General features: G+C 72.7%; 18 protein-coding genes and 3 pseudogenes. 10 read left to right on the top strand and 11 right to left on the bottom strand.

What is annotated here, in order from left to right; translation table 11 throughout:
- Positions 1-31 precede the first annotated feature (31 nt).
- Complete coding sequence (locus A8W25_RS00915; RefSeq protein WP_267890358.1) at positions 32-3034, top strand: phosphoketolase; 3003 nt, start codon at positions 32-34, stop codon at positions 3032-3034.
- Here the strand turns inward: A8W25_RS00915 and A8W25_RS35385 are convergent.
- From A8W25_RS35385 to A8W25_RS00895, 4 genes and pseudogenes are all read right to left on the bottom strand, one after another.
- Positions 2974-3825: pseudogene (locus A8W25_RS35385) on the bottom strand (PLP-dependent cysteine synthase family protein); the annotation flags it as partial. The gene A8W25_RS00915 and the pseudogene A8W25_RS35385 overlap by 61 nt on opposite strands.
- Before the next feature lie 85 nt (positions 3826-3910).
- On the bottom strand, positions 3911-4735 hold the full coding sequence (gene melC2 / locus A8W25_RS00905; RefSeq protein ID WP_067154175.1) for a tyrosinase MelC2: 825 nt from the start codon (positions 4733-4735) through the stop codon (positions 3911-3913).
- A 49-nt stretch (positions 4736-4784) separates the two neighbouring features.
- Positions 4785-5213 (bottom strand): apotyrosinase chaperone MelC1, encoded by a 429-nt coding sequence (gene melC1, locus A8W25_RS00900; RefSeq protein WP_067154172.1) that lies wholly within the window; start codon positions 5211-5213, stop codon positions 4785-4787.
- A gap of 487 nt (positions 5214-5700) precedes the next feature.
- On the bottom strand, positions 5701-6744 hold the full coding sequence (locus A8W25_RS00895) for a zinc-binding dehydrogenase (protein WP_067154168.1): 1044 nt from the start codon (positions 6742-6744) through the stop codon (positions 5701-5703).
- 225 nt (positions 6745-6969) lie between these two features.
- On the opposite strand from A8W25_RS00895, the gene A8W25_RS00890 reads away from it, so the two are divergent.
- Positions 6970-7602 carry a TetR/AcrR family transcriptional regulator gene (locus A8W25_RS00890; RefSeq protein ID WP_067154165.1) on the top strand — a complete coding sequence of 211 codons (633 nt, stop codon included), beginning with the start codon at positions 6970-6972 and terminating at the stop codon, positions 7600-7602.
- Positions 7603-7631: 29 nt separating this feature from the next.
- On the opposite strand, the gene A8W25_RS00885 is transcribed toward A8W25_RS00890, so the two are convergent.
- Positions 7632-8957, bottom strand: a complete 1326-nt coding sequence (locus A8W25_RS00885; protein ID WP_067154162.1) for a CAP domain-containing protein — start codon at positions 8955-8957, stop codon at positions 7632-7634.
- Between the two features lie 259 nt (positions 8958-9216).
- Here A8W25_RS00885 and A8W25_RS00880 point away from each other — a divergent pair, with 259 nt between their 5' ends.
- On the top strand, positions 9217-9417 hold the full coding sequence (locus A8W25_RS00880) for a hypothetical protein (protein ID WP_067154159.1): 201 nt from the start codon (positions 9217-9219) through the stop codon (positions 9415-9417).
- Between the two features lie 31 nt (positions 9418-9448).
- Here the strand turns inward: A8W25_RS00880 and A8W25_RS00875 are convergent, their stop codons facing one another.
- Positions 9449-9868, bottom strand: coding sequence for a CBS domain-containing protein (locus A8W25_RS00875; protein ID WP_067154157.1), 420 nt, complete (start codon positions 9866-9868; stop codon positions 9449-9451).
- A 207-nt stretch (positions 9869-10075) separates the two neighbouring features.
- Between A8W25_RS00875 and A8W25_RS00870 the strand changes: the two genes are divergently transcribed.
- The 3 genes and pseudogenes from A8W25_RS00870 to A8W25_RS00860 form a co-directional block, all read left to right on the top strand.
- A complete protein-coding gene (locus tag A8W25_RS00870) occupies positions 10076-11254 on the top strand; it encodes an acyl-CoA dehydrogenase family protein (protein ID WP_067154155.1) in 1179 nt (392 codons plus the stop codon).
- Between the two features lie 27 nt (positions 11255-11281).
- Complete coding sequence (locus tag A8W25_RS00865; protein ID WP_067154146.1) at positions 11282-12196, top strand: oxygenase MpaB family protein; 915 nt, start codon at positions 11282-11284, stop codon at positions 12194-12196.
- A gap of 18 nt (positions 12197-12214) precedes the next feature.
- Positions 12215-13291: pseudogene (locus A8W25_RS00860) on the top strand (serine/threonine-protein kinase); the annotation flags it as partial.
- A gap of 287 nt (positions 13292-13578) precedes the next feature.
- Here A8W25_RS00860 and A8W25_RS00850 read toward each other — a convergent pair.
- The gene (locus tag A8W25_RS00850) at positions 13579-15885 is read right to left on the bottom strand and encodes a family 20 glycosylhydrolase (RefSeq protein WP_067154144.1); all 2307 of its coding nucleotides are present in this window, start codon (positions 15883-15885) and stop codon (positions 13579-13581) included.
- A gap of 289 nt (positions 15886-16174) precedes the next feature.
- Complete coding sequence (locus A8W25_RS00845) at positions 16175-16795, bottom strand: TetR/AcrR family transcriptional regulator (RefSeq protein ID WP_067154141.1); 621 nt, start codon at positions 16793-16795, stop codon at positions 16175-16177.
- Positions 16796-16922: 127 nt separating this feature from the next.
- Between A8W25_RS00845 and A8W25_RS00840 the strand changes: the two genes are divergently transcribed.
- Entirely contained in the window at positions 16923-17981 is a 1059-nt protein-coding gene (locus A8W25_RS00840; protein ID WP_067154139.1) for an aldo/keto reductase, read from the top strand.
- 30 nt (positions 17982-18011) lie between these two features.
- Here the strand turns inward: A8W25_RS00840 and A8W25_RS00835 are convergent, their stop codons facing one another.
- On the bottom strand, positions 18012-18608 hold the full coding sequence (locus A8W25_RS00835) for a nucleosidase (RefSeq protein ID WP_234386075.1): 597 nt from the start codon (positions 18606-18608) through the stop codon (positions 18012-18014).
- A 228-nt stretch (positions 18609-18836) separates the two neighbouring features.
- Here A8W25_RS00835 and A8W25_RS00830 point away from each other — a divergent pair, with 228 nt between their 5' ends.
- Entirely contained in the window at positions 18837-19307 is a 471-nt protein-coding gene (locus A8W25_RS00830) for a Dps family protein (RefSeq protein WP_067156515.1), read from the top strand.
- Positions 19308-19316: 9 nt separating this feature from the next.
- Here the strand turns inward: A8W25_RS00830 and A8W25_RS00825 are convergent, their stop codons facing one another.
- A complete protein-coding gene (locus A8W25_RS00825) occupies positions 19317-19580 on the bottom strand; it encodes a DUF6479 family protein (protein WP_067154133.1) in 264 nt (87 codons plus the stop codon).
- A 232-nt stretch (positions 19581-19812) separates the two neighbouring features.
- Here A8W25_RS00825 and A8W25_RS00820 point away from each other — a divergent pair.
- Together A8W25_RS00820 and A8W25_RS00815 are read left to right on the top strand one after the other, a co-directional pair.
- A pseudogene (locus A8W25_RS00820) lies at positions 19813-20085 on the top strand (FAD-binding protein); the annotation flags it as partial.
- Positions 20086-20153: 68 nt separating this feature from the next.
- Positions 20154-20543, top strand: a complete 390-nt coding sequence (locus A8W25_RS00815) for a hypothetical protein (RefSeq protein WP_067154127.1) — start codon at positions 20154-20156, stop codon at positions 20541-20543.
- Positions 20544-20723: 180 nt separating this feature from the next.
- On the opposite strand, the gene A8W25_RS00810 is transcribed toward A8W25_RS00815, so the two are convergent.
- Complete coding sequence (locus tag A8W25_RS00810) at positions 20724-21734, bottom strand: SDR family oxidoreductase (RefSeq protein WP_067154124.1); 1011 nt, start codon at positions 21732-21734, stop codon at positions 20724-20726.
- Positions 21735-21799 lie beyond the last annotated feature (65 nt).

The raw sequence follows: 21799 nt of genomic DNA, 5'->3' as shown, positions 1-21799 counted from the left end.
ACCCGTCCCGACGACTCATGGAGTTCCACCCATGTCCAAGGTCGAACACCAGGACGCCACCGTACTTTCCGACGACGAGCTGCGCACCCTGGACGCGCACTGGCGCGCCGCCAACTACCTTGCGGCGGGCCAGATCTATCTGATGTCCAACCCGCTGCTCACCGAGCCGCTCAGGCCCGAGCACATCAAGCCCCGGCTGCTGGGTCACTGGGGCACCTCGCCCGGTCTCAACCTCGTGTACACCCACCTCAACCGGGTGATCAAGGCGCGCGGGCTCGACGCGCTGTGCGTCTGGGGGCCGGGGCACGGCGGGCCGTCCGTGCTGGCCAACTCCTGGCTGGAGGGCAGCTACAGCGAGACCTGTCCGGACGTCCCGCGTGACGGGGAGGGCATGGCCCGGCTGTTCCGGCAGTTCTCCTTCCCCGGCGGCGTGCCCAGCCACGTGGCCCCGGAGACCCCCGGTTCCCTCCACGAGGGAGGCGAGCTCGGCTACTCGCTCTCCCACGCGTACGGCGCCGCCTTCGACAACCCCGGTCTGCTGGTCGCCTGTGTGATCGGCGACGGAGAGGCGGAGACCGGGCCGCTGGCCGCCGCCTGGCACTCCAACAAGTTCCTCGACCCCGTGCACGACGGCGCGGTGCTCCCGATCCTGCACCTCAACGGCTACAAGATCGCCAACCCGACCGTGCTCGCCCGTCTCCCGGAGGAGGAACTCGACGCGCTGCTACGGGGATACGGGCACGAGCCGGTCCACGTCAGCGGCGACGACCCGGCCCAGGTGCACCGGGCGATGGCCCACGCCCTCGACGTCGCGCTGGACCGGATCGCGTCGACGCAGCGGACCGCCCGTGAAGAGGGTGTCGCCGAGCGTGTGCGCCGGCCGGTGATCGTCCTGCGTACGCCCAAGGGCTGGACCGGCCCCGCCGTGGTCGACGGCCTGCCCGTCGAGGGAACCTGGCGCGCCCACCAGGTCCCGCTGGCCGGTGTGCGCGAGAACCCCGAGCACCTGCGCCAGCTGGAGGTCTGGCTGCGCTCGTACCGGCCCGAGGAGCTGTTCGGCCCGGACGGGCGCCCCGTCGCCGATGTGCTCGCCTGCGTCCCCGACGGCGCCAGGAGGCTCGGCGCCACCCCGCATGCCAACGGCGGACTCCTCGTCCGGGACCTGCCCCTCGCCTCGCTCGACGACTTCGCGGTGCCCGTCGACAAGCCCGGCACGACGTCGCACGAGCCCACCCGCGTCCTCGGGGACCTGCTCGCCCAGGTGATGAGGGACACCGCCGGGCGCCGCGACTTCCGTCTTGTCGGCCCCGACGAGACCGCCTCCAACCGGCTCCAGGCCGTCGTCGACGTCACCGGCAAGGCCTGGCAGGCCCAGCGTCTGCCCGTCGACGAACACCTCGACCCGCACGGCCGGGTCATGGAGATCCTGTCCGAACACACCTGCCAGGGCTGGCTGGAGGGGTATCTGCTGACGGGGCGGCACGGACTGTTCTCCTGCTACGAGGCGTTCGTGCACATCGTCGACTCGATGGTCAACCAGCACATCAAGTGGCTCAAGACGTCCCGCGCGCTGCCGTGGCGCGCCCCGATCGCCTCCCTCAACTACCTGCTGACCTCGCACGTATGGCGCCAGGACCACAACGGCTTCTCCCACCAGGACCCCGGCTTCGTCGACCACGTCCTCAACAAGAGCCCCGAGGTCGTACGGGTCTACCTGCCGCCGGACGCCAACACACTGCTGTCGGTGGCCGACCACGTCCTGCGCAGCCGCGACTGCGTCAATGTCGTCGTGGCGGGCAAGCAGCCCTGCTTCGACTGGCTGTCCATGGACGCCGCCCGTGCGCACTGCGCCCGGGGCGCGGGAATCTGGGAGTGGGCGGGCACGGAGAACGGCGGCGAGCCGGACGTCGTCCTGGCCTGCGCCGGCGACGTGCCCACCCAGGAGGTGCTGGCCGCCGCGCAACTGCTGCGCCGACACCTCCCCGACCTCGCCGTCCGGGTGGTCAACGTCGTCGACATGGCCCGGCTCCTGCCGCGCGAGGAACACCCGCACGGGATGAGCGACTTCGAGTACGACGGGCTGTTCACCCGGGACAAGCCGGTGATCTTCGCCTACCACGGCTATCCGTGGCTGATCCACCGTCTCGCGTACCGCCGCACCGGCCACGCCCAGCTGCACGTACGCGGCTACAAGGAGTCCGGCACCACGACCACACCCTTCGACATGGTCGTCCGCAACGACCTGGACCGCTACCGCCTGGTCATGGACGTCGTCGACCGCGTCCCCGGCCTCGCCGTGCGCGCCGCCGCCGTACGCGAGCAGATGGCCGACGCGCGCACCCGCTGCCGCGTTGCTGCTCGGCTTCGGTCTGCCGGGTGTCTAGGACGGGCCCCGGACGCGGGGGCCGGGTGTCACAGCAGAGCCCGAAGCGCGGAGCGCCGCACAAGACCCACCGCGTGCCCGTCCCGGACCGCCACGGCCAGTTCCCCGCCGCGCTCCTCCAGCTCGGCGAGCGCCGTGTCCGCCCGCTCGCCCACCCCGAAGTGGGGGAGCGGCGCGCCTAGGTGGTCGCGTACCGGGTCGTCCGGCTTGAGCGTGCCGTCCTCGACGGCGGCGGCCAGCGCGTCCAGGGAGAGCGAGCCCGCCAGCTCCGGGACGGTCGGCGCGCGGTCCGGGCCCACCGGGCACGGCCCGGCCGGGAGGAGCGGCGGCAGTCCGAGGTCGCGCCGGGCCCGCAGCGCGGCCAGTGCCTCGGCGGCCGTGCTGAGCCGGTTCACATACGGCAGCGGCTCGGATCCTGCCGTCGACGCCACCGTGTCCCCGACCCGGGCCCCGCCCTCCTCGCCGTCGAGGAACCCCAGCCGCAGCAGCCATGCGTCGTTGAAGTACTTCGAGAGGTACTGGCGCCCCGAGTCCGGCAGGATCACCACGACCAGTGCGTCGGGGCCGAGTCCGGCGGCCACCCGCTGTGCGGCCGCCACCGCGAGACCGGCCGAGCCGCCGACCATGAGGCCCTGCTCCCGAGCGAGTTGACGGACCGTCAACAACGCGTCGCGGTCGCTCACCGAGAGGAGCTCGTCGACCACGTCCTGCTGGTAGGAGGTGGGCCAGACGTCCTCCACCGTCTCCGGGTGGCGCACATGTCCGGTCGCCTCCACGAAGTACGGACGGCCGTCGCCGCCCGAGTACACCGACGCCACCGGATCGGCGCCGGTCACCCGCACGGCGCCCCCGCTCACCTCCTTGAGGTAGCGGCCCGTACCGCTGATCGTGCCGCCGGTGCCCACGCACGCCACCAGATGCGTGACGCGGCCGTCCGTCTGGCGCCAGATCTCGGGGCCGGTCGTGGCGTAGTGCGCCCCGGGGTTGGCCGGGTTGTCGTACTGGCCGGCGAGCCAGCTGCCCGGCCGCTCCTCGGCGATCCGCGCCGCCGTGTTGAACACGTTGTCCGGGTCCTCGGCGGTCAGCCCGCTGCGCCGCACGACCACCTCCGCGCCGAACCCCCGCAGCGTGGCGATCTTCTCGGTGCTCGTCTTGTCGGGGACGACGAGGACGGCCCGGTACCCCTTGGCCGCCGCCACCATCGCGAGCCCGGCCCCCGTGTTGCCGGAGGTCGCCTCGACGACGGTGCCGCCGGGGCGCAGCAGCCCGTCCCGCTCCGCCTCCTCGATCATGTGCAGACCGATGCGGTCCTTCACACTGCCGCCCGCGCTGAGGTATTCGAGCTTCGCGTACAGCGCGGCCGACCCCTCGCCGCCGGGCGTGCGCAGCCGTACCAGCGGGGTCCCGCCGACGAGTTCGAGCACTGATTCGTGAACGTCCATGAGGCCGAGCTTACGAGCCCCGCGGACCCCGCCACGCCGGTGCGGCCCCGGCGCGGAACCTCCCGCCGGGGCCGCACCCACACCGCTACGCGGCGTCGAACGTATAGAACTTCTTGTGGTCCAGCATGTCCGCCGGCGTCACGTTGTTCCACGGGCGCATGGTGTCGCGCAGATCCACCACGTTCGCCGTCCCGGCGGCCGGGAGGTACGGCGAGGCGGGGTGGCGCTCCTGCCACTGCGCCCAGAGCCGGTCTATGAACGCGTGGTGCAGCCAGAACACCGGGTCGTTGGGGGAGACGCCGGTGGCCATCTGGCCGCCGACCCAGACGTGCACCCGGTTGTGCAGGTTGACGCCGCGCCACCCCTCCAGGTGGTTGCGGAAGCCGTCCGAGGCGCTGTTCCAGGGGGCCATGTCGTACGTGGCCATGGCGAGGACACTGTCGACCTCGGCCTTGGTGGGCAGCTGCGGGACGCCGGCGCCGAGTGCGCGGCGCAGGTAGTTGCGGCCGTCCACCCGGACGTTGACGGTCCACTTGCCGCCGCTGGAGGCGAACGGGCCGTCCATCACCTGGCCGTCACGGCTGCGGCCGGTGCCGCCCAGGAAGTCCGCGGCCCAGAGCGAGGAGGCCGTGGTGCGGTCGGCCGTCCAGTCCCAGTAGGGCAGCGCGACGGTGGAGTCCACCGCCTGCAGGGCCTGCTCGAACTCCAGGAGGAATCTGCGGTGCCAGGGAAGGAACGACGGTGAGCGGTGGCCGACGCGGTCGCTGTCGTCGGTGTCGCTCATGATGAACGCGTTGTGCGTGGTGACGAACGTGTCGTACGTGCCATTGCGCTTCAGCGTCAGGATCGCGTTGACGAAGCGTCGCTTCTCGTCCGCGGTGAGCGTCGCCTGGTTCTTGCGTACGGTCATGGAAGTGCTCCAGATGTGGTGCTAGTGCGGGTGCGGTGCCGGGACGGGATCAGGCGAGCGGGACGAGGGTGGCGCCCTGGAGCTCCACCACGGCCGCACGGGCCACGGCGCGCGGGTTCGCGAACGTCTCGTAGTGGTTGACCACGCTGATCCAGGTGCCGTCGGCGTTGCGCATCACATGCAGTTCCTTGCCGTCTATCCGTACGCCGTAGCCCCCGTGGTGGCCGCCGTGGGCGCCGCCGTGCGCGGGCGCTCCCTGTATCCGGCGGCCCTGGTAGACCTCGTCGAACGGGGCGGGCGCGTCGTGCCCCGTGTGGTCCATGCCGTCCATGCGGCCGGTGCCGCCGTCGGCCGCGGCGGGGACGACACCGTTGGTGGATCCGCTCGCGGTCGCCGCGTACGCGGTGCCGGCCAGGCCGAGGCCGGCCACCGCGCTCGCGGTGAGGCCCAGCGCGCTGCGGCGGGTGAGTCGGGACATGGGTAACCCCCAGTGGTTCGCATTGCTCGGTAGTGGTCCAGCGGCGTCGAGGGCGCGGAAGTGTGAAGTCGCTGCCCTGTCGACGCGCTTGACGGGTCGTCGGCGGACTCGCGTCCGGCTGGTCAGTGCCGGACGTCCGTCGGACCGTCCTGGCAAATGCCTACAGCCCGGCAACGGAACGGCAAAGCGCCGCCCAAAGGGTTGGCCTCAATGCGGACATGTCCAGATTCGAAGTGCAATGTTGAACAGAGATGATCTTGCTGTCCACGCACATCCGGCCCACTGAAAGTGCAGATCCTTCACAAAATCTGTCGATCCCGTGAAGATTTTGCTGTCTGGGTGGCGAAGGTGTGGCGGCCCTCACCCGAGAAACCTGGCCGGTTTCGCGCCCCGTGTGCGGCAGGTGACGGGGCGTGGACGTGCGACGCCGCCCACACCTGAGCGGTAGGTGTGGACGGCGTCCGGGGGCCCCGTGGGGACGGGGTGTTCAGGGGCGGACGAGGATCCGGATCGGGTTGCCCTCCTTGTGCTCCAGACGGCGCACGCCCTCCGCTATCTCCGAGAGCGGGAGTTCGGCGCTGATCGAGCGGCTGATGTCGAGGCGGCCCGCGGCCACCAGATCGACGAGCTGCTCGATGTGCTCCTTGCGGTAGCCGAGATGACCCGTCACCGAGTGCCGGTCGCGGGTGAAGGCGGCCAGCGGGCCCAACTCGACCCTGTCCAGGGACATGCCCACCAGCACCAGCCGGCCCCGGTGGCCCAGGGCGCGGTTGGCCTGGGCGATGGTGTCCGCGCGGCCGACCGCGTCGATGGCGACCTTCAGGCCTCGGCCGCCGGTGAGTTCGGCGATCCGGTCGAGGGCGTCCTCGGCGGTGGGGTCCACGGTGTGGTCGGCGCCCAGCTCCAGGGCGCGCTCCCGAGCGGCGGGCAGCGGGTCGAGGCCGATCACCGGGGCGGCCCCGGCCAGCCGGGCGGCCTGGAGGGCGTGCGTACCGATGCCGCCGAGGCCCCAGACGCCGACGCTCTCGGCCGGGCGGACGGCGGCCGTGTCGATCACTGCCGCGTAGGGCGTGGAGACGGCGTCCGCGAGGATCGCCGCCCGCTCCAGCGGGATGGATTCGGGCACCCGGACCAGGGCGCCGACCGGCACCAGGACGTACTCGGCCCAGGCGCCGTCGTAGTCGAACGCCATGATCTGTACGCGCTCGCAGTCGTCGATCGCGCTGCCCGAGACACAGGCCGGGCAGGAGCCGCAGGCGCGTCCGGCGTGGACCACCACCCGGTCGCCCCGCTGCCAGCCCGGGACCGGCGAGCCCAGCTCGTCGATGGTGCCGGAGGCCTCGTGCCCCGGGGTGATGGCGGGGAGGTCGGTGTGGAAGACGCCGTTCAGGAGGCTCAGGTCGGAGTGGCAGATCCCGCAGGCGACGACCTTGACCAGGGCCTCGCCGGGGCCGGGCCGGGGGACCGGCACCTCCTCGACGCCGAGCTTGCCGGAGGCGGGGTGGAATCGTGCGGCGCGCATGGTGCGCATGACGGTCTCCTCAGTGCCCGGAGAACCCGTCCGGGGCGCCCGGACGGGGGTGGGCTCGGCAAGTGGCGGGCGGCGGATCGGGTCGTCGTCGAGCGATGCTGTTAAGCGATGCTCAATAAGGTTGTACGACTCTTGTTGAGCGATTGTCAACAGCGCCGCCGGTCCGCCCTCCACCCGCCGTCCGGCCTCGGCGCACGGCGCCCCCACCGCTCGTACACTGCGGGCATGTCCGGAAAGCGCATCACCCGCCTGACCCCCGACCAACGCAGGACCCAGCTGGTCGACATCGGACTGGAGATGCTCGCCGACCGCTCGCTCGACGAGCTGTCCACGGACGAGGTCGCCCGCCGGGCGGGCATCTCCCGGGGCCTGCTCTTCCACTACTTCGACTCCAAGCGCGACTTCTACCGCGCGGTGGTGGCCAAGGAGTGCGCCCGCTTCATCGAGGCCGTGGAGCCCGACCCGGCGCTGGCGCCGGTCGCCTGGCTGCGGTCGTTCATCGACGGGTTCGTCGCCTACGTACTGGAGCACCGGGAGATCTATCTCGCCCTGGTCAGGGGCGCTTCGGGCAGCCATCCGGCGGTCGCGGACATCCTCGGCGAGACCCGCGAGGCGGTGGCCCGCCATGTCGTCGACGCCCAGCGGCGCACGGGCATGCCGCAGTCGCCCCGGTCCGGCATCGCCTCCCGGGCCTGGATGGCGTTCGCGGAGGAGGCGGTGACCGGCTGGCCGCTGGGGGAGCCGGGCGCGCGGGAGGAACTGACGGCGTTCCTGGAGTCCAGCTTCGTCAGCCTGCTGGGCACACTGGACCGCCCCGCCCGCCTGGCGGACCTGGCGGCCGGGCAGGCGGGCGGCTGAGAGCCGCCTCCCCCCCCGTACAAGGCCCGTCAGGCCAGGCCGAAGAGCTGTGTCCAGTACGTGCCCGCGCGCCCGCCGCCCGCGAAGCCGACGCCTATGTGGGTGAAGTCGGGCTTGAGGATGTTGGCGCGGTGGCCCGGGCTGTTCATCCAGCCCTCCACCACCTCGGCCGCCGTGCGCTGCCCGCAGGCGATGTTCTCGCCGATGCCCCGGTGCGCGGCCCCGGCCGCGCGGGCCCGGTCCCACGGCTCCAGGCCCTCCGGCGAGGTGTGGGAGTAGAAGCCGCGCGCCGCCATGTCCGCGCTGTACGCCTGGGCCGCCGAGACCAGGTGGGTGTCGTCCGCCAGCGGGCGCAGCCCCGCCGTGGCGCGGCGGCCGTTGGTGAGCGCGACCACCTCCGACACCGTCCGGTGCAGCCCGTCCCCGCTGAACGGCCTGGCCCACAGCGCCGTCCAGTACACCTCGCCCGTCCGGTCGTCGGTGGCGCGGCCGATGCCCGCCTCGGTGAAGGCGGCGTCCCGCAGCGGGCGGCGGGTGTGCGCGTCCTCCAGGCAGTACGCGAGGAACTCCGCCGGGGTGCGCGGCCCCGACACCAGATGCTCGGCGATGCCCAGATACGCGTACCCCCGCGTCGTCACCCGCTGGAAGACCGAGACCCCGTCCGGGCTCTCCACGCTGAGGCGGCCCTGGGCGGCCATGGTGGCGGCGTGCGACTCGGCGGCCGAGGTCAGCCGTCCGTCGATCGTCACCGGCGGGGCCCCGGCCCGGACCCGCTCGGCGTTGACCAACTGGCCGAAGCCGTCGCTCTGTTCAGGCTCCGGCCGCCGCGCGGCGGGGATCACCGTGGCCACGGTGGGCGCGTGCGGCGGTGGGTCCTCGTCGGCCACGTCCACCCCGAAGTCGCGGGCCACTCCCGCCAGGCCGTCCGCGTACCCCTGCCCCAGCGCGCGCACCTTCCAGCCGGTGCCCCGGCGGTAGATCTCGGCCAGCAGCAGCACCGTCTCCCGCTCCGGCTTCGGCGGGGTGAAACGGGCCACGACCTCGCCGCCGGGACCGCTGACCCGCAGGCTCGGCACCGGCAGCCGGCCCAGCGGCACGCCCGGCTCGGCGGGGCTGACGACCACGGTGAGCCGGCTCGCCCCGGCCCGCAGCCGGCCCGGGTCGACCGTGATCACCTCGTCGTCGAGGCGGGTGCCGGGCGCGGACGGCTGGTTGTAGAAGACGAAGTCGCCGTCGCCGCCCACTTTCCCGGTGTCATCCGTGATCAGCACCGACAGGTCGAAGGGCCCCGGGACGCCGATCGTCAGAACGCCGTCCGGAAGGGGCTGGTTGCCTCCGGGAACCAGCTCGCTCATCGACACCACCTGTCCACGGGCCCGCCGCGGTCCGCCACCGCGCCGCGCTGTCCTGCCTGCGCTGCTGTGGGGAGAACGCGGTGGGCGCGGTGGCTGGTTCCCGGCTCCGGCGTGTCGTGGGGATGACTTTCGCGGACCTGGCCGGAAGGCCCGCCGGGAGCCCCTCGGAGGCCGCCGGACGGGTGACATTTCCGGGGCGGATGCGTTCTGCGGGACCGGGTACCAGAATGGAGCCACGCCGGACTAACGAGGAGGCGGTATGAACGCTCAGTCCGAGCCCGCGCCGAAGCGGGAGGGGATCACCCCGGACGCACTGCTCCACACCGGAGCGGGCGGTGATGTCACCGCCGAGGACCTGGTACTGGCCTCGGGGCGCGACATCACGCCCAAGACCCTGGAGTGGGCGGAGCGCCGTCTGGCGCAGGACGGCCCCGCGGCGATCGACAAGCTGCTGCCCTGACCCGCTCGCGGAGGCCAGGCCCCTTCGGGGCTCAGCCCCTCGCGTAGACGCTGCTCGCGAACGAGGCGAACTGGTCCGCAGGGAGGTGCCGGGCCAGATCCGCCTCGGTGATCACACCGACCGGCTCGCCGTCGTCCACGACGACGAGGCGCCGGATGCGTGCGTCGCTCATCACCCGCACCGCCTCGGCCGCGTCCGCGTCGGCGGAGACCGTACGCGGTCTGCCGTCGGCGAGGTCGCCCGCCGTCACCTCGGCCGCCTCCTTCCCGGCCGCGAGCACCTTCACCACGATGTCGCGGTCCGTGACGATGCCGGTCAGCGTGCCGTCGCTGCCCCTCACCGGAAGCGCGCCGATGTTGAGGTCCCGCATCAGCTGGGCGGCGCGGTCGAGCGTCTCGCTCGCCGGGACGCAGCGGACGTCGACGGTCATCAGGTCACGGGCGGTGGTCATGGGGCCTCCGGAGGGCGGTGGGTACGCCCTCGCCATGCTGGCCGCGCCCCGGGTGCGCGGCGACCGTATGGAGACGAACGGGTGAGCCGCCCGCCCTTCCAGATTCTTGGAACACGTTCTACTGTGTGCCCGCCCGCGCGGCGTACAGCCCTGCGCGACCACGTGCGGCGACGCACAGCGACGGACCGTGACCCGCCTGGAGGGCCCGTGCACCTCGAATACACGCCCGAGCAGCAGCGTCTCCGCGCCGAGCTGCGCGCCTACTTCGCCGGGCTGGTGCCCGACAACGCGTACGCGCGGTACGCCGACCCCGCCACCCAGAAGCGCTTCTACCGCGACACCGTGCGCCGCCTCGGCGCGGACGGCTGGCTGGGGGTGGGCTGGCCCGAGGAGTACGGCGGGCGCGGGCTGAGCCCGATGGAGCAGTTCATCTTCTTCGACGAGGCGGCGCAGGGCGGGGTCCCGCTGCCGCTGATGGCGCTGAACACCGTCGGCCCGACCCTGATGCGGTTCGGCACGGACGAGCAGAAGGCGTACTTCCTGCCGAGGATCCTCTCCGGCGAGATCGACTTCGCGATCGGCTACAGCGAGCCCGACGCGGGCACGGACCTGGCCGCGCTGAAGACCCGGGCGGTGCGCGACGGCGACGCCTACGTCGTCAACGGCCAGAAGATCTGGACCACCAACGGCGACACCGCGGACTGGGTCTGGCTCGCCGTGCGCACCGACCCCGGCGCGCCGCCGCACAAGGGCATCTCCATGCTCCTGGTGCCGACCTCCGACCCCGGCTACTCCTGCACCGTCATCAACACGCTCGCCTCGCACGACACCACCGCCAGCTACTACGAGAACATCCGCGTGCCCGTCTCCCGCCGCGTCGGAGAGGAGAACAACGGCTGGCGGCTGATCACCAACCAGCTCAACCACGAACGCGTCACGCTCGCCGCGCACGGCACCATGGCGATCCGCGCCCTGCACGACGTCCAGCGCTGGGCCGCCGACACCAAGCTCGCCGACGGCCGCCGCGTCATCGACCTCGGCTGGGTGCGCGGCCGGCTCGCCCGCACCCACACCCGGCTCGACGCGATGAAGCTCCTCAACTGGCAGATGGTCAACGCCGTCCAGGAGGGCACCCTCACCCCGCAGGACGCCTCGGCGGTCAAGGTGTACGGCTCCGAAGCCCGCCGGGACGCGTACGCCTGGCTGATGGAGGTCGTCGGTGCCGCGGGCCCCATGAAGGAGGGCTCGGCCGGAGCGGTGCTCCACGGCGAGCTGGAGCGCGGCTACCGCTCGGCCGTCATCTTCACCTTCGGCGGCGGCAACAACGAGATCCAGCGCGAAATCATCTCCTGGATCGGCCTGGGGATGCCGCGCGTACGCCGTTAGCCTGACCCGTACAGGAGGTGGCGGCAGATGGGCGACGGCAGTCCCGGACCCGTTGGGGCCGACCCCGGGTACTTCGGGCCCGACTCGGTGACCTGGCAGATGCACGCCGACCCGATCATGTGGATCGCCGGGGTGCGGGCGCTGTACCTGCAGGCCCTGCACCCGCGCGCGGTGCGCGGGGTCATGCAGAACAGCGACATCCGCGAGGACACCTGGGGGCGGCTGCTGCGCACCGCCAACTTCGTGGGCACGCTCTCGTACGGGACGAAGGCCGACGCGGAGCGCGCCGGCGCGCGCGTGCGGCGCATCCACGGGTTCCTCAAGGCCGACGACCCGGTGACCGGCGAGCGGTTCCGGATCGACGACCCGGCGCTGCTGATGTGGGTCCACTGCGCGGAGATCGACAGCTATCTGCACGTCGCGCGGCGCTCCGGCTTCCCGCTCAGCGACGCGCAGGCCGACCGCTATGTGGACGAGCAGCGCGAGTCCGCCCGGCTCATCGGCCTCGACCCCGCGCTCGTCCCGGCGTCCACCGTGCGGCTCGCCGCCTACTTCGCGGACGTACGGCCCGAGCTCGCCGCCGGTGCCGACGCGCGCGACGTGGACGACTTCCTGCGCAGACCGCCCGTCCACCCGCTGCTGGCACCGGCGCGCGCGGTGGTGTGGCGGCGCGTGGCCCGGCTCGCCTACGACACGCTGCCCCCGTACGCCCACGAGTTGTACGGGCGGCCCGCGCCCGAGCCGCACGAGGTCACCCGCCGGCTCACCGCCGCCGGGCGGCTGCTGCGCCGCATACCGGACACCGTGCGCTGGCAGCTGCCGCCGAAGCACGTCCTGCGCGCGGTGGCCCGGCTGGGGCCGGGAACACGTCCGGCACCGTACACACTCCGCAGACAGGCAGCCATACTGGACGGAGCCGGGGAGGGCGCAGCAGCGGAGTGACGGGGGCGACATCGCGCGATGGCGGACACCAGGCTGATCCACGGCCGGTACCGGCTGCTGGAGCTGATCGGGCGCGGCGGCATGGGCGAGGTGTGGGCGGCCCGCGACGAGTCACTGGGGCGGCGGGTCGCCGTCAAGTGCCTCAAGCCGCTGGGGTCGCAGCACGACAACGCCTTCGCCCGGGTGCTGCGCGAGCGGTTCCGGCGCGAGGCGCGGGTCGCGGCGGCGCTCCAGCACCGGGGCGTCACCGTCGTCCATGACTTCGGGGAGTTCGAGGGCGGGCTCTACCTCGTCATGGAACTGCTCGACGGCCGCAATCTGAGCCAGCACCTCCAGGACCACAAGGGCCACCCGCTGCCGGTGGCGCACGTCGTGGACATCGCCGAGCAGGTGGCGTCGGCCCTCGCCTACACCCATCAACAGGGCATCGTCCACCGCGACTTGAAGCCCGCCAACATCATGCTGCTCGCGGACGGCACGGTGAAGATCCTGGACTTCGGGATCGCCCGCCTCGGCGCCGACATCGGCTTCACCTCCCGGCTCACCGGCACCGGCATCGCCATGGGCACCCCGCACTACATGTCGCCCGAGCAGATCGGCGGCGCCCCCGTCGACCACCGAAGCGACCTGTACTCACTGGGCTGTGTGCTGTACGAACTGGCCACCGGGGCGCCGCCGTTCGACCTCGACGACGCCTGGGCGATCCTCGTCGGCCACCGTGACACCGAGCCCGTGCCCCCGCGCGCCCGGCGCGTCGAACTCCCCGAGTTCTTCGAGGAGATCGTGCTCGACCTGCTCGCCAAGGACCCCGGCTCGCGCCCGCAGGACGCCGGGGAGCTGGTGCGGCGGCTGGCCGCCGGGCGCGGGCCCGTCCCGGAGCCGGCCGCCTCCTTCGCGCTGGCGCCGCCGCCCGTGCCGTCGCGCGGGCTGCCGTCCTGGGCGCGCGGGATGACCACCGGCCACAAGGCGACCGGCTCCACACCGCCGGACCCCGCACCACCCGACCCCGACGGCAGCCTCACCGGTGCCTGGACCACCGCGTCGTGGCGGCGGGTATCCAGGCACCCGCCGCCACCACGGCCACCCTGGCCGGACTCACCGTCTTCATCGGCGGGTTCCGGCAGGTGTTCAACCACGCCGAGCGCCATGTGCTCGCCGCGGAGGCCTGGTCGAGGCTGCGGCTGGCGATCCGGCGCTATCGGCTGATCCCGGAGGGAGAGCGGGACGAGGAGCCCCGTCGCCGCCTCCAGGAGGAGATGGACGACGTGGCGACCACCGAGCTGCGGGACTGGGCGGCGGGCCGCCGTGGACTGCGGCCGGGGCCGATGCCCGGTGGCGGGCTGCCGCAGTGAGACCGCCGGACCCGCTTGCGGACGGGCTCGTCAGACGACCTGCCACTGCTGATACGCCGAGCCGTCGGCCGTCTGCTGGGTGACCTGCGCGCCGTCGGCGGCGGACGCGGTGGTCAGCAGGAGCGCGCTGTTCTTGTTGGCCACCGAGTAGCGGCCCGCGCCGAGTGCGGTGAGCTGCCAGCGCTGGCTGTCGCGGCCGGTGCAGGTGGCCTGGACGACGGCGGCGCCCGCGGTGGTGGCGCCCCCGGCCACGTCCGCGCAGAGCTTGGAGGCGCCGTTCACCATCGTGTAGCCGCCGTCGCCGTTGAGGGTCAGCTGCCACTGCTGGTTGGGGCCGCCGTGCGGGGTCCAGGTGATCAGCTGGGTGCCGGAGGTGCCGGAACTCGCCGGGTCGTCGAGCGCCTTGCCGCTCGCGGTGAGGGTCCGGGTGCCGCTCAACTGGCCGCCGTACACCTCGAACTCGTACAGCGAGTACCCGTACGAGGTGCCCCGCTGGGTGGCGTAGAGGCGGATGTACCGTCCGGAGCCGGACAGCCCGGTGAGATCCTGCACCCCGCCGCTGCCGCCGGTGGTGGAGTGGAGCGTGCGCCAGGTCGCGGCGTCGTCGGAGATCTGGATCTGGAAGGCCTTGCCGTACGCCGCCTCCCAGCGCAGCACCACGCGGTTGACGCTCTGGGTGGAGCCGAGGTCGACCTGGAGCCACTGCGGGTCGCTGTACGCGCTGGACCAGCGGGTGGCCGGGTCGCCGTCGGTGGCCGAGGCGGGCGGGAAGTTCGGCGTCTCGGTGCTGGAGGCGGTGGTGGGGCGGTTGCGGGCGAGGTTGCCGGGCTGGGCGAGGCCCGGCCAGGCGGGGTTGTGGCCGACGGCGGCGACGATCGGGGTGAACGCGGCGTAGCCGCTCACCGGCTTCGGGGAGCCCCAGGTCTGCTGGGCCAGGCCGCGCAGCGGATACATGATGCCGCCCGCGATCTGGTCCTCCGTCTCGGCGTTGGGGTTGTCGCACCACACATGGATCAGCGAACCCGGGTTCCTGGCGGGGTCGCTCAGGGTGTTGCCGCCCTGGAAGAGGTCCGGGGTCCACGTCTCGTACATCCACCTGGTGTCGGGTTTGGCGCCCCCGAGGACGTAGTAGGTGGGTGTCCAGGACTCGTTGGCCACGGTGTGCCCGGCCGCCGCCAACTGCTGGGGGGTGAGGCCGTAGTTGTACCAGTACTCGACGAGGATGTCCGCGTTCGGGGTGACGGTGCCGTCACCGGACTTGATGCCGTCGTTCCACATCCGGGTGGTCTTCCCGGCCGCGCGCACCAGCGCGTCGGCCCAGTTGACGTATCCGTAGTAGGTGTCCTTGGCGGTGGCGTTGGCCCCGTAGTGGGCGCGGGCGTAGCTGAGCAGTTGGGGGTAGCTGTTGTAGTCGGTGACGTACTCGTCCGCGCCGATGTGCCAGTAGCGGGCGGGGAAGAGCGGCAGGTACTCGTTGACCAGGTCCTTGATCAGGGTGTACGAGCCGGGCAGCGAGAGGTCGATGAACTCGGCGCTGGCCGTGCCGGAGCTGTTCTTGAGCTTGAGCTCGGGGTGGGCGGCCAGGATCGCGTTCATGTGCCCGGGGGTGTCGATCTCGGGGACGATGGTCACGTGGTATTTCTGCCCGAGCGCCACCAGGTCGGCGATGTCCTGCTTGGTGTAGTGGTCGGCGGAGACGATCTCCGGGTGGGTGGAGCTCTCCAGCCGGAAACCGAAGGTGTCCGAGAGATGGAAGTGGAAGTAGTTGAGCTTGAGGTAGGCCAGCTCCTTGATGTGCTGCTTCACCCAGGCGACCGTGAAGAACTTCCGGCCCTGGTCGATCATGAGGCCGCGCTCGGGTTTGGTGGGCCAGTCCACCGCCGTCCCGGCGGGCACCGAGGCGGACTGGTGCAGCAGTTGGAGGAGCGTACGGGTGCCGTAGAAGGCGCCGGTGTCGGATCCGGCCCGGATGGTGACGGCCTGGCCGACGGTCATCCGGTAGCCCTCGGCGGGCAGGGTGGTGTCGCCGAGCGTGAGGCCGATGTCGCCGGTGGCGGGGGTGCCGCTGACGACGGACACGGTCCGCCCGGTCTGCGCGGCCAGGTCGTCCGCCAACGTGGCGGCCTCGTCGGCGAGTTGGGTGGTGTAGGCGGGGTCGACGGCGATCTTGCTGGTGGCGGTGAAGGTGTACGTGCCGGAGCCGGCCGTCCACTGCCGCAGCGCGGGAACGGTCTGCGGGGGTGCGGCGGCCGCCCGTGCGGGAGCGGCGGCGACGCCGGGCAGCGCGAGCGCGGCCAGCGCGCAGACCGCGGCGATCAGGACTCTGAGCAGTCGCATGGCGTATCCCTGGTCATGGGAGGGGCAGGGGGCGTGCGAGGCAGATGGCGCGGCGCACCAGTGCAGCGCAGCGACGCGCACATGTCAATAGATGCTCGAAACCTCGCCGTAATGAGCGCAATCGAGCAGGGTGCGTCGTCGGGGACCGGCTGCCCGGACGTACGAAACCCAAGGAGCGGCGACGAAAACGACGAAAACACAGCCCTCGCGGCCGCGGGCATCCCCCTGCTGTCCGGCCTCGTACTGGCCCCAGGCGGGGCGTCGGCGGCCGCGCCCGAGGCCGCGCGCCTCACCCCCGCGCGGCCGTGAACACCCCCGCGTGTGCGGCGGCGGCCGCGGCCTCGGCGGCGCGGTCGGCGGCCGCCTCGTCGAGCGGGGTGCCGGTGGTCAGGAGGCGGTAGTAGAGGGGGGCCGAGACGGCGCGGATCACTTCGTGCGGGTCGGTCCCCTTCGCCAACTCGCCGCGCTCGACGGCCTGTTGGACGCACGGGGCCCATTCGTCGACGCGTGTCTCGTAGAAGCGGTGCAGGGCGGCGGCCGTCTGCTCGTCGCAGGTCGCGGCGGCGATCACCGCCTTGAAGAGGGCGCCCTGGCGCTCGTCGGCCAGAGTGCGCTGGACGAGCCGGGCGTTGGCGCGCAGATCACCCAGGAGCGTGCCCGTCTCCGTGCGCGGCAGCGACTGCTCGGCCATGTCCGCAAGCAGGTCCGCGACCAGCCCGGCCGGAGTGCCCCAGCGCCGGTAGACCGTGGTCTTGCCGACCTCGGCGCGGCGGGCCACATCGGCGAGGTCCAGCTGGGCGAGGCCGCCCTGCGCGAGTGCGTCACCGGCGGCGGCGAGCACCGCCGTCCGTACGCGAGCCGTCCGACCGCCCGGCCGGACCGTCCCCGGGTCTGCGTCTCCGGAAGTCATAACGGGACTCCTGTTCCATTAATGGCTGACGCTCTGCTAGGTTGAGGGCACATCCTAACGGAACCACAGAACCGTTAGCGGTCGCCACTCGGCGGCCGCACCGGCTGTGCACGGAGAGGAATCTGTCATGGAATACAGGAGGCTGGGCGCGTCGGGACTGCTGGTGCCGGCACTGAGCTTCGGCGCCGGAACGTTCGGCGGGCAGGGAGAGCTCTTCGGCGCCTGGGGCGACACCGACGCCGAGCAGGCGCGCCGGCTGGTGGACATCTGCCTGGAGGCCGGGGTCACCATGTTCGACACCGCCGACGTCTACTCCGCCGGTGCCTCCGAGGAGGTGCTCGGCGCGGCGGTCAAGGGCCGGCGCGACGAGGTGATCATCTCCACCAAGGCCGGACTGCCGATGGGCGACGGGCCGGGTGACGCGGGCACCTCGCGCTCGCGTCTCATCCGCAGCGTCGAGGACGCGCTGCGCCGCCTGGGCACCGACTACATCGACCTCTTCCAGCTGCACGCCTTCGACGCGGGGACCCCGGTCGAGGAGGTCATGTCCACCCTCGACGACCTCGTGAGGGCCGGAAAGATCCGCTACACCGGAGTCTCCAACTTCTCCGGCTGGCAGCTGATGAAGTCGCAGGCCACCGCGGACCGGTACGGCTACCAGCGCTACGCGGCGCACCAGGTGTACTACTCCCTCGTGGGCCGCGACTACGAGTGGGAGCTGATGCCGCTCGGGGCCGACCAGGGCGTGGGTGCCGTGGTGTGGAGCCCGCTCGGCTGGGGCCGGCTCACCGGGAAGATCCGCCGCGGGCAGCCGCTGCCGGAGCAGAGCCGGCTGCACGCCACCGCGGACTACGGCCCGCCCGTCGAGGACGAGCTGCTCTACCGGGTGGTGGACACGCTCGACGAGTTGGCGGAGGAGACCGGCAGGACGATCCCGCAGATCGCCCTCAACTGGCTGCTGCGCCGCCCCACCGTCTCCTCCGTCATCATCGGCGCCCGCAACGAGGAGCAGCTGCGGCAGAACCTCGGCGCGGTCGGCTGGAGCCTGACCGACGACCAGGTCGCGCGCCTCGACGCGGCGAGCGCCCGGACCGCGCCCTACCCGTACTTCCCCTACGAGCGCCAGGAGGGGTTCGCCCGGCTCAACCCGCCGATGACCGGCCGGATCGCGGGCGGGGCGGCGTAGGCGGGTCCGCCGGGGGTCATCCGCCGGGGATCAGACGGCGTACTCGGGGATGTTCGCCCCGGCCCAGGCCGCCAGGACGCGGGCGCAGTCGGCCACCGACTCGCGCCACGTCCTGGCCGCGCCCTCGCCCGCCTCGTCGCTGACGTGCTTCACCATGTGGAGCGGAACGCCGGCCCGCTGGGCGACGGCCGCGAGCGCGTAGCCCTCCATGTCGACGAGGTGGGCGCGCAGCGCGAGGCGGGTGCGCGTCTCCTCGTCCGCGATGAACGTGTCGCCGGTCGCCAGCGTCGGCCCGTCCTGCCCGTCCTGCCCGGACAGGTCGAGCGGCGGGCCGTAGAGCTCGCCGGTCAGCGCGGCGAGTACGTCGCTGTCCAGGTCGTGCTGGAGCACCGAGGCGATGACGTGGGTCCCCGTCCACCCCGGGCGCAGCGCGCCGGCCGTCCCCAGGTTGACGATGCGGGAGGGGTACGGCCCGCGCTCCAGGACGGTGGCCAGCGCGGTCGCCGCGTTCACCTTGCCGATACCGGTGAGGAGGACGGGCAGATCCGTGTCGAGGAACTGCGCCTCTTCCTTGACGGCCAGCACGAGCAGCGGGCGGTTGGTGGCTATGTGTCCTGAGAGCTCCATGGGGACCAGGGTATTTCCGCAGGGTGGGAGCCCCGGCAGCGGGTCGGGTGTGCGGAGGTGTGCCCGTGGGCGTGTCCGATGCGGGTGTGCCGGTGGCCTGTGCCGGTGATCTGCGCCCGGTTTGATCCTCGCGTTTCAAGGAAGGCGCACCGAAGGGAGACCACACGCCTCCCGCTCACCTCCCGCACACCGGGATCAGTACTCAGGACTCAGGGAATGGAGAACGCCGTGGCTGCCGTGAAGAGCTCGCTGCCGGATGCCGACCTGAAGGTGGTGGGGACCGCGCTGCAGGGCGCCCTGGTGGATCTGGTGGATCTGTCGCTGGCGGCCAAGCAGGTGCACTGGAACGTGGTGGGCCCGCGCTTCCGCTCGGTCCACCTCCAGCTCGACGACGTGGTCACCACGGCCCGTCTGCACTCCGACGTGGTGGCCGAACGCGCCTCCGCGCTCGGAGTCACCCCGGACGGCCGGGCCGCCACCGTGGCCGGATCCTCCGCCATCGGCACCGTTCCGGAGGGCTGGATCAAGGACACCGAGGCCGTACAGGTGCTGGTCGTCGCCCTGGGCAGGGTGGTCGAGCGCATGCGCGAGCGGATCGCCGCGACCGAGAAGCCGGATCCGGTCACCCAGGACCTGCTCATCGGCCTGACGGGGGAGCTGGAGAAGCACGCCTGGATGTTCCAGGCGGAGAACGCCTGACCCCTCGCCCTAGATGTGGTGGTCGTGCTCCGGCGCCTCCGGCCCCTGCCCCGGCGGCCCCTGCCCCGGCGGGGCGTCGGGGGTGTCGGGCGTCTGCCACGAGTCCGCGCGCGGCTGGGGCTCCTGCGGGGGCATCGGCCGTCGCGCGGCCCGGCGGCTGCCGTACCAGAACGCCGCGATCAGTACGGCGACGACGAGGACGCCCACGATCACGAACAGCCAGGAGGCCGAGGTGCTCGCGGCGAGCGTCTGGGAGAGCGTGACGGTGTTCATGGGTGGCTCCTGATCGGGCGGTGGTCCTGGGGGTGACCTGCGGTTCTTCACTCGGTCATGGACCGCTCCTTCGGACGTGCCGGTGTACGCCGGGTGACCGGTGGGCGCGAAAGAAAACATCCACCGGGCGGCCGTGTGAGGTTCCCTGGCAGGGGTACCGGGCCAAGCGCGTCGGACGGGCCCGCGGTGGGGCCGGGCCGATGCCGCAGAGGTGTCGACGGAGAGGTTTCCCATGGGCGCGACCGGCCGGACCGCCGCACGTGACGGCGAGCGGCGGGAGCGCCCCTCGCTGGAGCGGGCGCTGCGTGACCGGGTGGACGGCGAGGTGCGCTTCGACGAGGGCAGCCGCGCGGCCTACGCCACCGATGCCTCGAACTACCAGCAGGTGCCGATCGGTGTCGTGGTGCCGCACACCGTCGAGGCGGCGGTCGCCGCGATCGCGGTGTGCCGGGAGTACGACGCCCCGGTGCTCTCGCGCGGCGGCGGCACCAGTCTGGGCGGCCGGCCGGGTGCCGGGCCCCGGTGACCGACGCACGAGCGGCCCGCGGGGGCCGAGGCAGGAGGAGTGACCCCATGAAACCCACCGCGGCAGACCAGGCGCCGCCGGAACAGCGTGTCCAGGTGGTGCTCAGCGCGTGTTCGGCGGCCGACGCCGAGACGGTGCTGGCCGCGCTGTGCCGGTACTTCTCGGTGGACGCGGGTGCCGAGGGAGCCGGTCATGGGCCCATGGGCCCGGATCCGGCGCGTCCGACCGTGTGGACGGCGAGCTTCGACACCTCCCGGGTGCCGGAGGAGGTCAGCCGGTCCGCACTGGGCGACACGGTGACCGTCGACGTTCAGGGCGGCCCGGTCGCGGTGGCCCGGCTGCGCGATGTCCTGCACCGGACGTACGAGGTGGAGGACGCGGGCACGGCCTCGGGCGACCAGGAAGTGGATCTGCAACTGCGGCTGCGGGGGCGGTAGGAGCCGCGAGGGACCGGCGGCGGACGCGGGCGTACACGGAACGCTCGCCAGCCACTCCCCACCGAGCCCCGCCCGTCCAGCGCCCGCAGGAGATCCGCGGCGCCCGCGACCGGGGTCAGGCGCTCGAAGTAGGTGGTGTACAGGGCCGTGTGCGCGGAACTGAGTTAAGGGGCGAGCGGCTCAGCCGCCCGCGCGGCGTGCCTTCGACCACCGCCGCGCGGCCGCCACGGCCAGGGCGCCCGCCCCGGCCGCGAGCGCGGGGTGGCGGGCGAGGGCCGCCTGGGGCGAGCGCGGGGTCGCACTCCCGTCGAAGGCGCCGTGGGCGCCGTGGTCCTCGCCCGGACGGTCGTCGAGGGGCCGCCACAGGTTGCCCGGCCCGGTGGTGGGCGCGGGGGAGTCGGTCTGCTGCGCCGAGTAGCCCGTACGGGCGAGATAGCGGTCAAGGGCGGCCGGGGCGAACCGGTTGGCCCAGAGGGTGGCGACCGTGGAGGCACCGACGTAGTACTGCTTGCGGCCGGGGTGGTCCGCCGCGTACGCGATGGTGCGGGCGACGACCTCGGGCTGGTAGATCGGCGGCACCGGCCGCGGGTGCTTCGGCAGCCGCGAGCGCACCCAGGAGAACTGCGGGGTGTTGACGGCGGGCAACTGCACCACGGTGACGCGCACGTGGCTGCCGTGGTGCAGGAGTTCGGTGCGCACCGACGAGGTGAAGCCGTTGACGGCGTGCTTCGCGCCGCAGTAGGCGGACTGGAGCGGGATGGAGCGCTCGCCGAGGGCGGAGCCGACCTGGACGACGGCGCCGCGGTCGCGCGGGACCATCCGGTCGAGGGCGGCGCGGGTGCCGTGGACGAAGCCCAGGTACGACACGTCCGTCACGCGCTGGAACTCCTCGGGCCCGATCTCGGCGAAGGGGGCGAAGACGGAGGTGAAGGCGACGTTGATCCATACGTCGATCGGGCCGAACTCGGCCTCCGTCAGCTCCGCCGCCTTCTCCACCTCCTGGTGGTGGGCGACGTCGGTGGGCAGGACCAGGGCCCGTCCGCCGGCCTCCTCCACCTCCGCGGCGGCGGCGTCGAGCCCCGCCCGGCCGCGTGCGAGGAGTGCGATGTTGGCGCCGCGCCGCGCGAACAGCCGGGCGGTGGCACGGCCGACCCCGGCGCTGGCACCGGTGATCACCACGGTCTGCGGCATGATCCCGTCCCGTACTCTTCCTGTCCCCGGCCCGGCTTCCCCGGGGTGGCCGGGAGGCCGCGGGG

It is taken from the genome of Streptomyces sp. ERV7 (assembly GCF_001653515.1).
Classification (GTDB): domain Bacteria; phylum Actinomycetota; class Actinomycetes; order Streptomycetales; family Streptomycetaceae; genus Streptomyces.
This window is presented reverse-complemented; position numbering and strand designations above follow the sequence as displayed.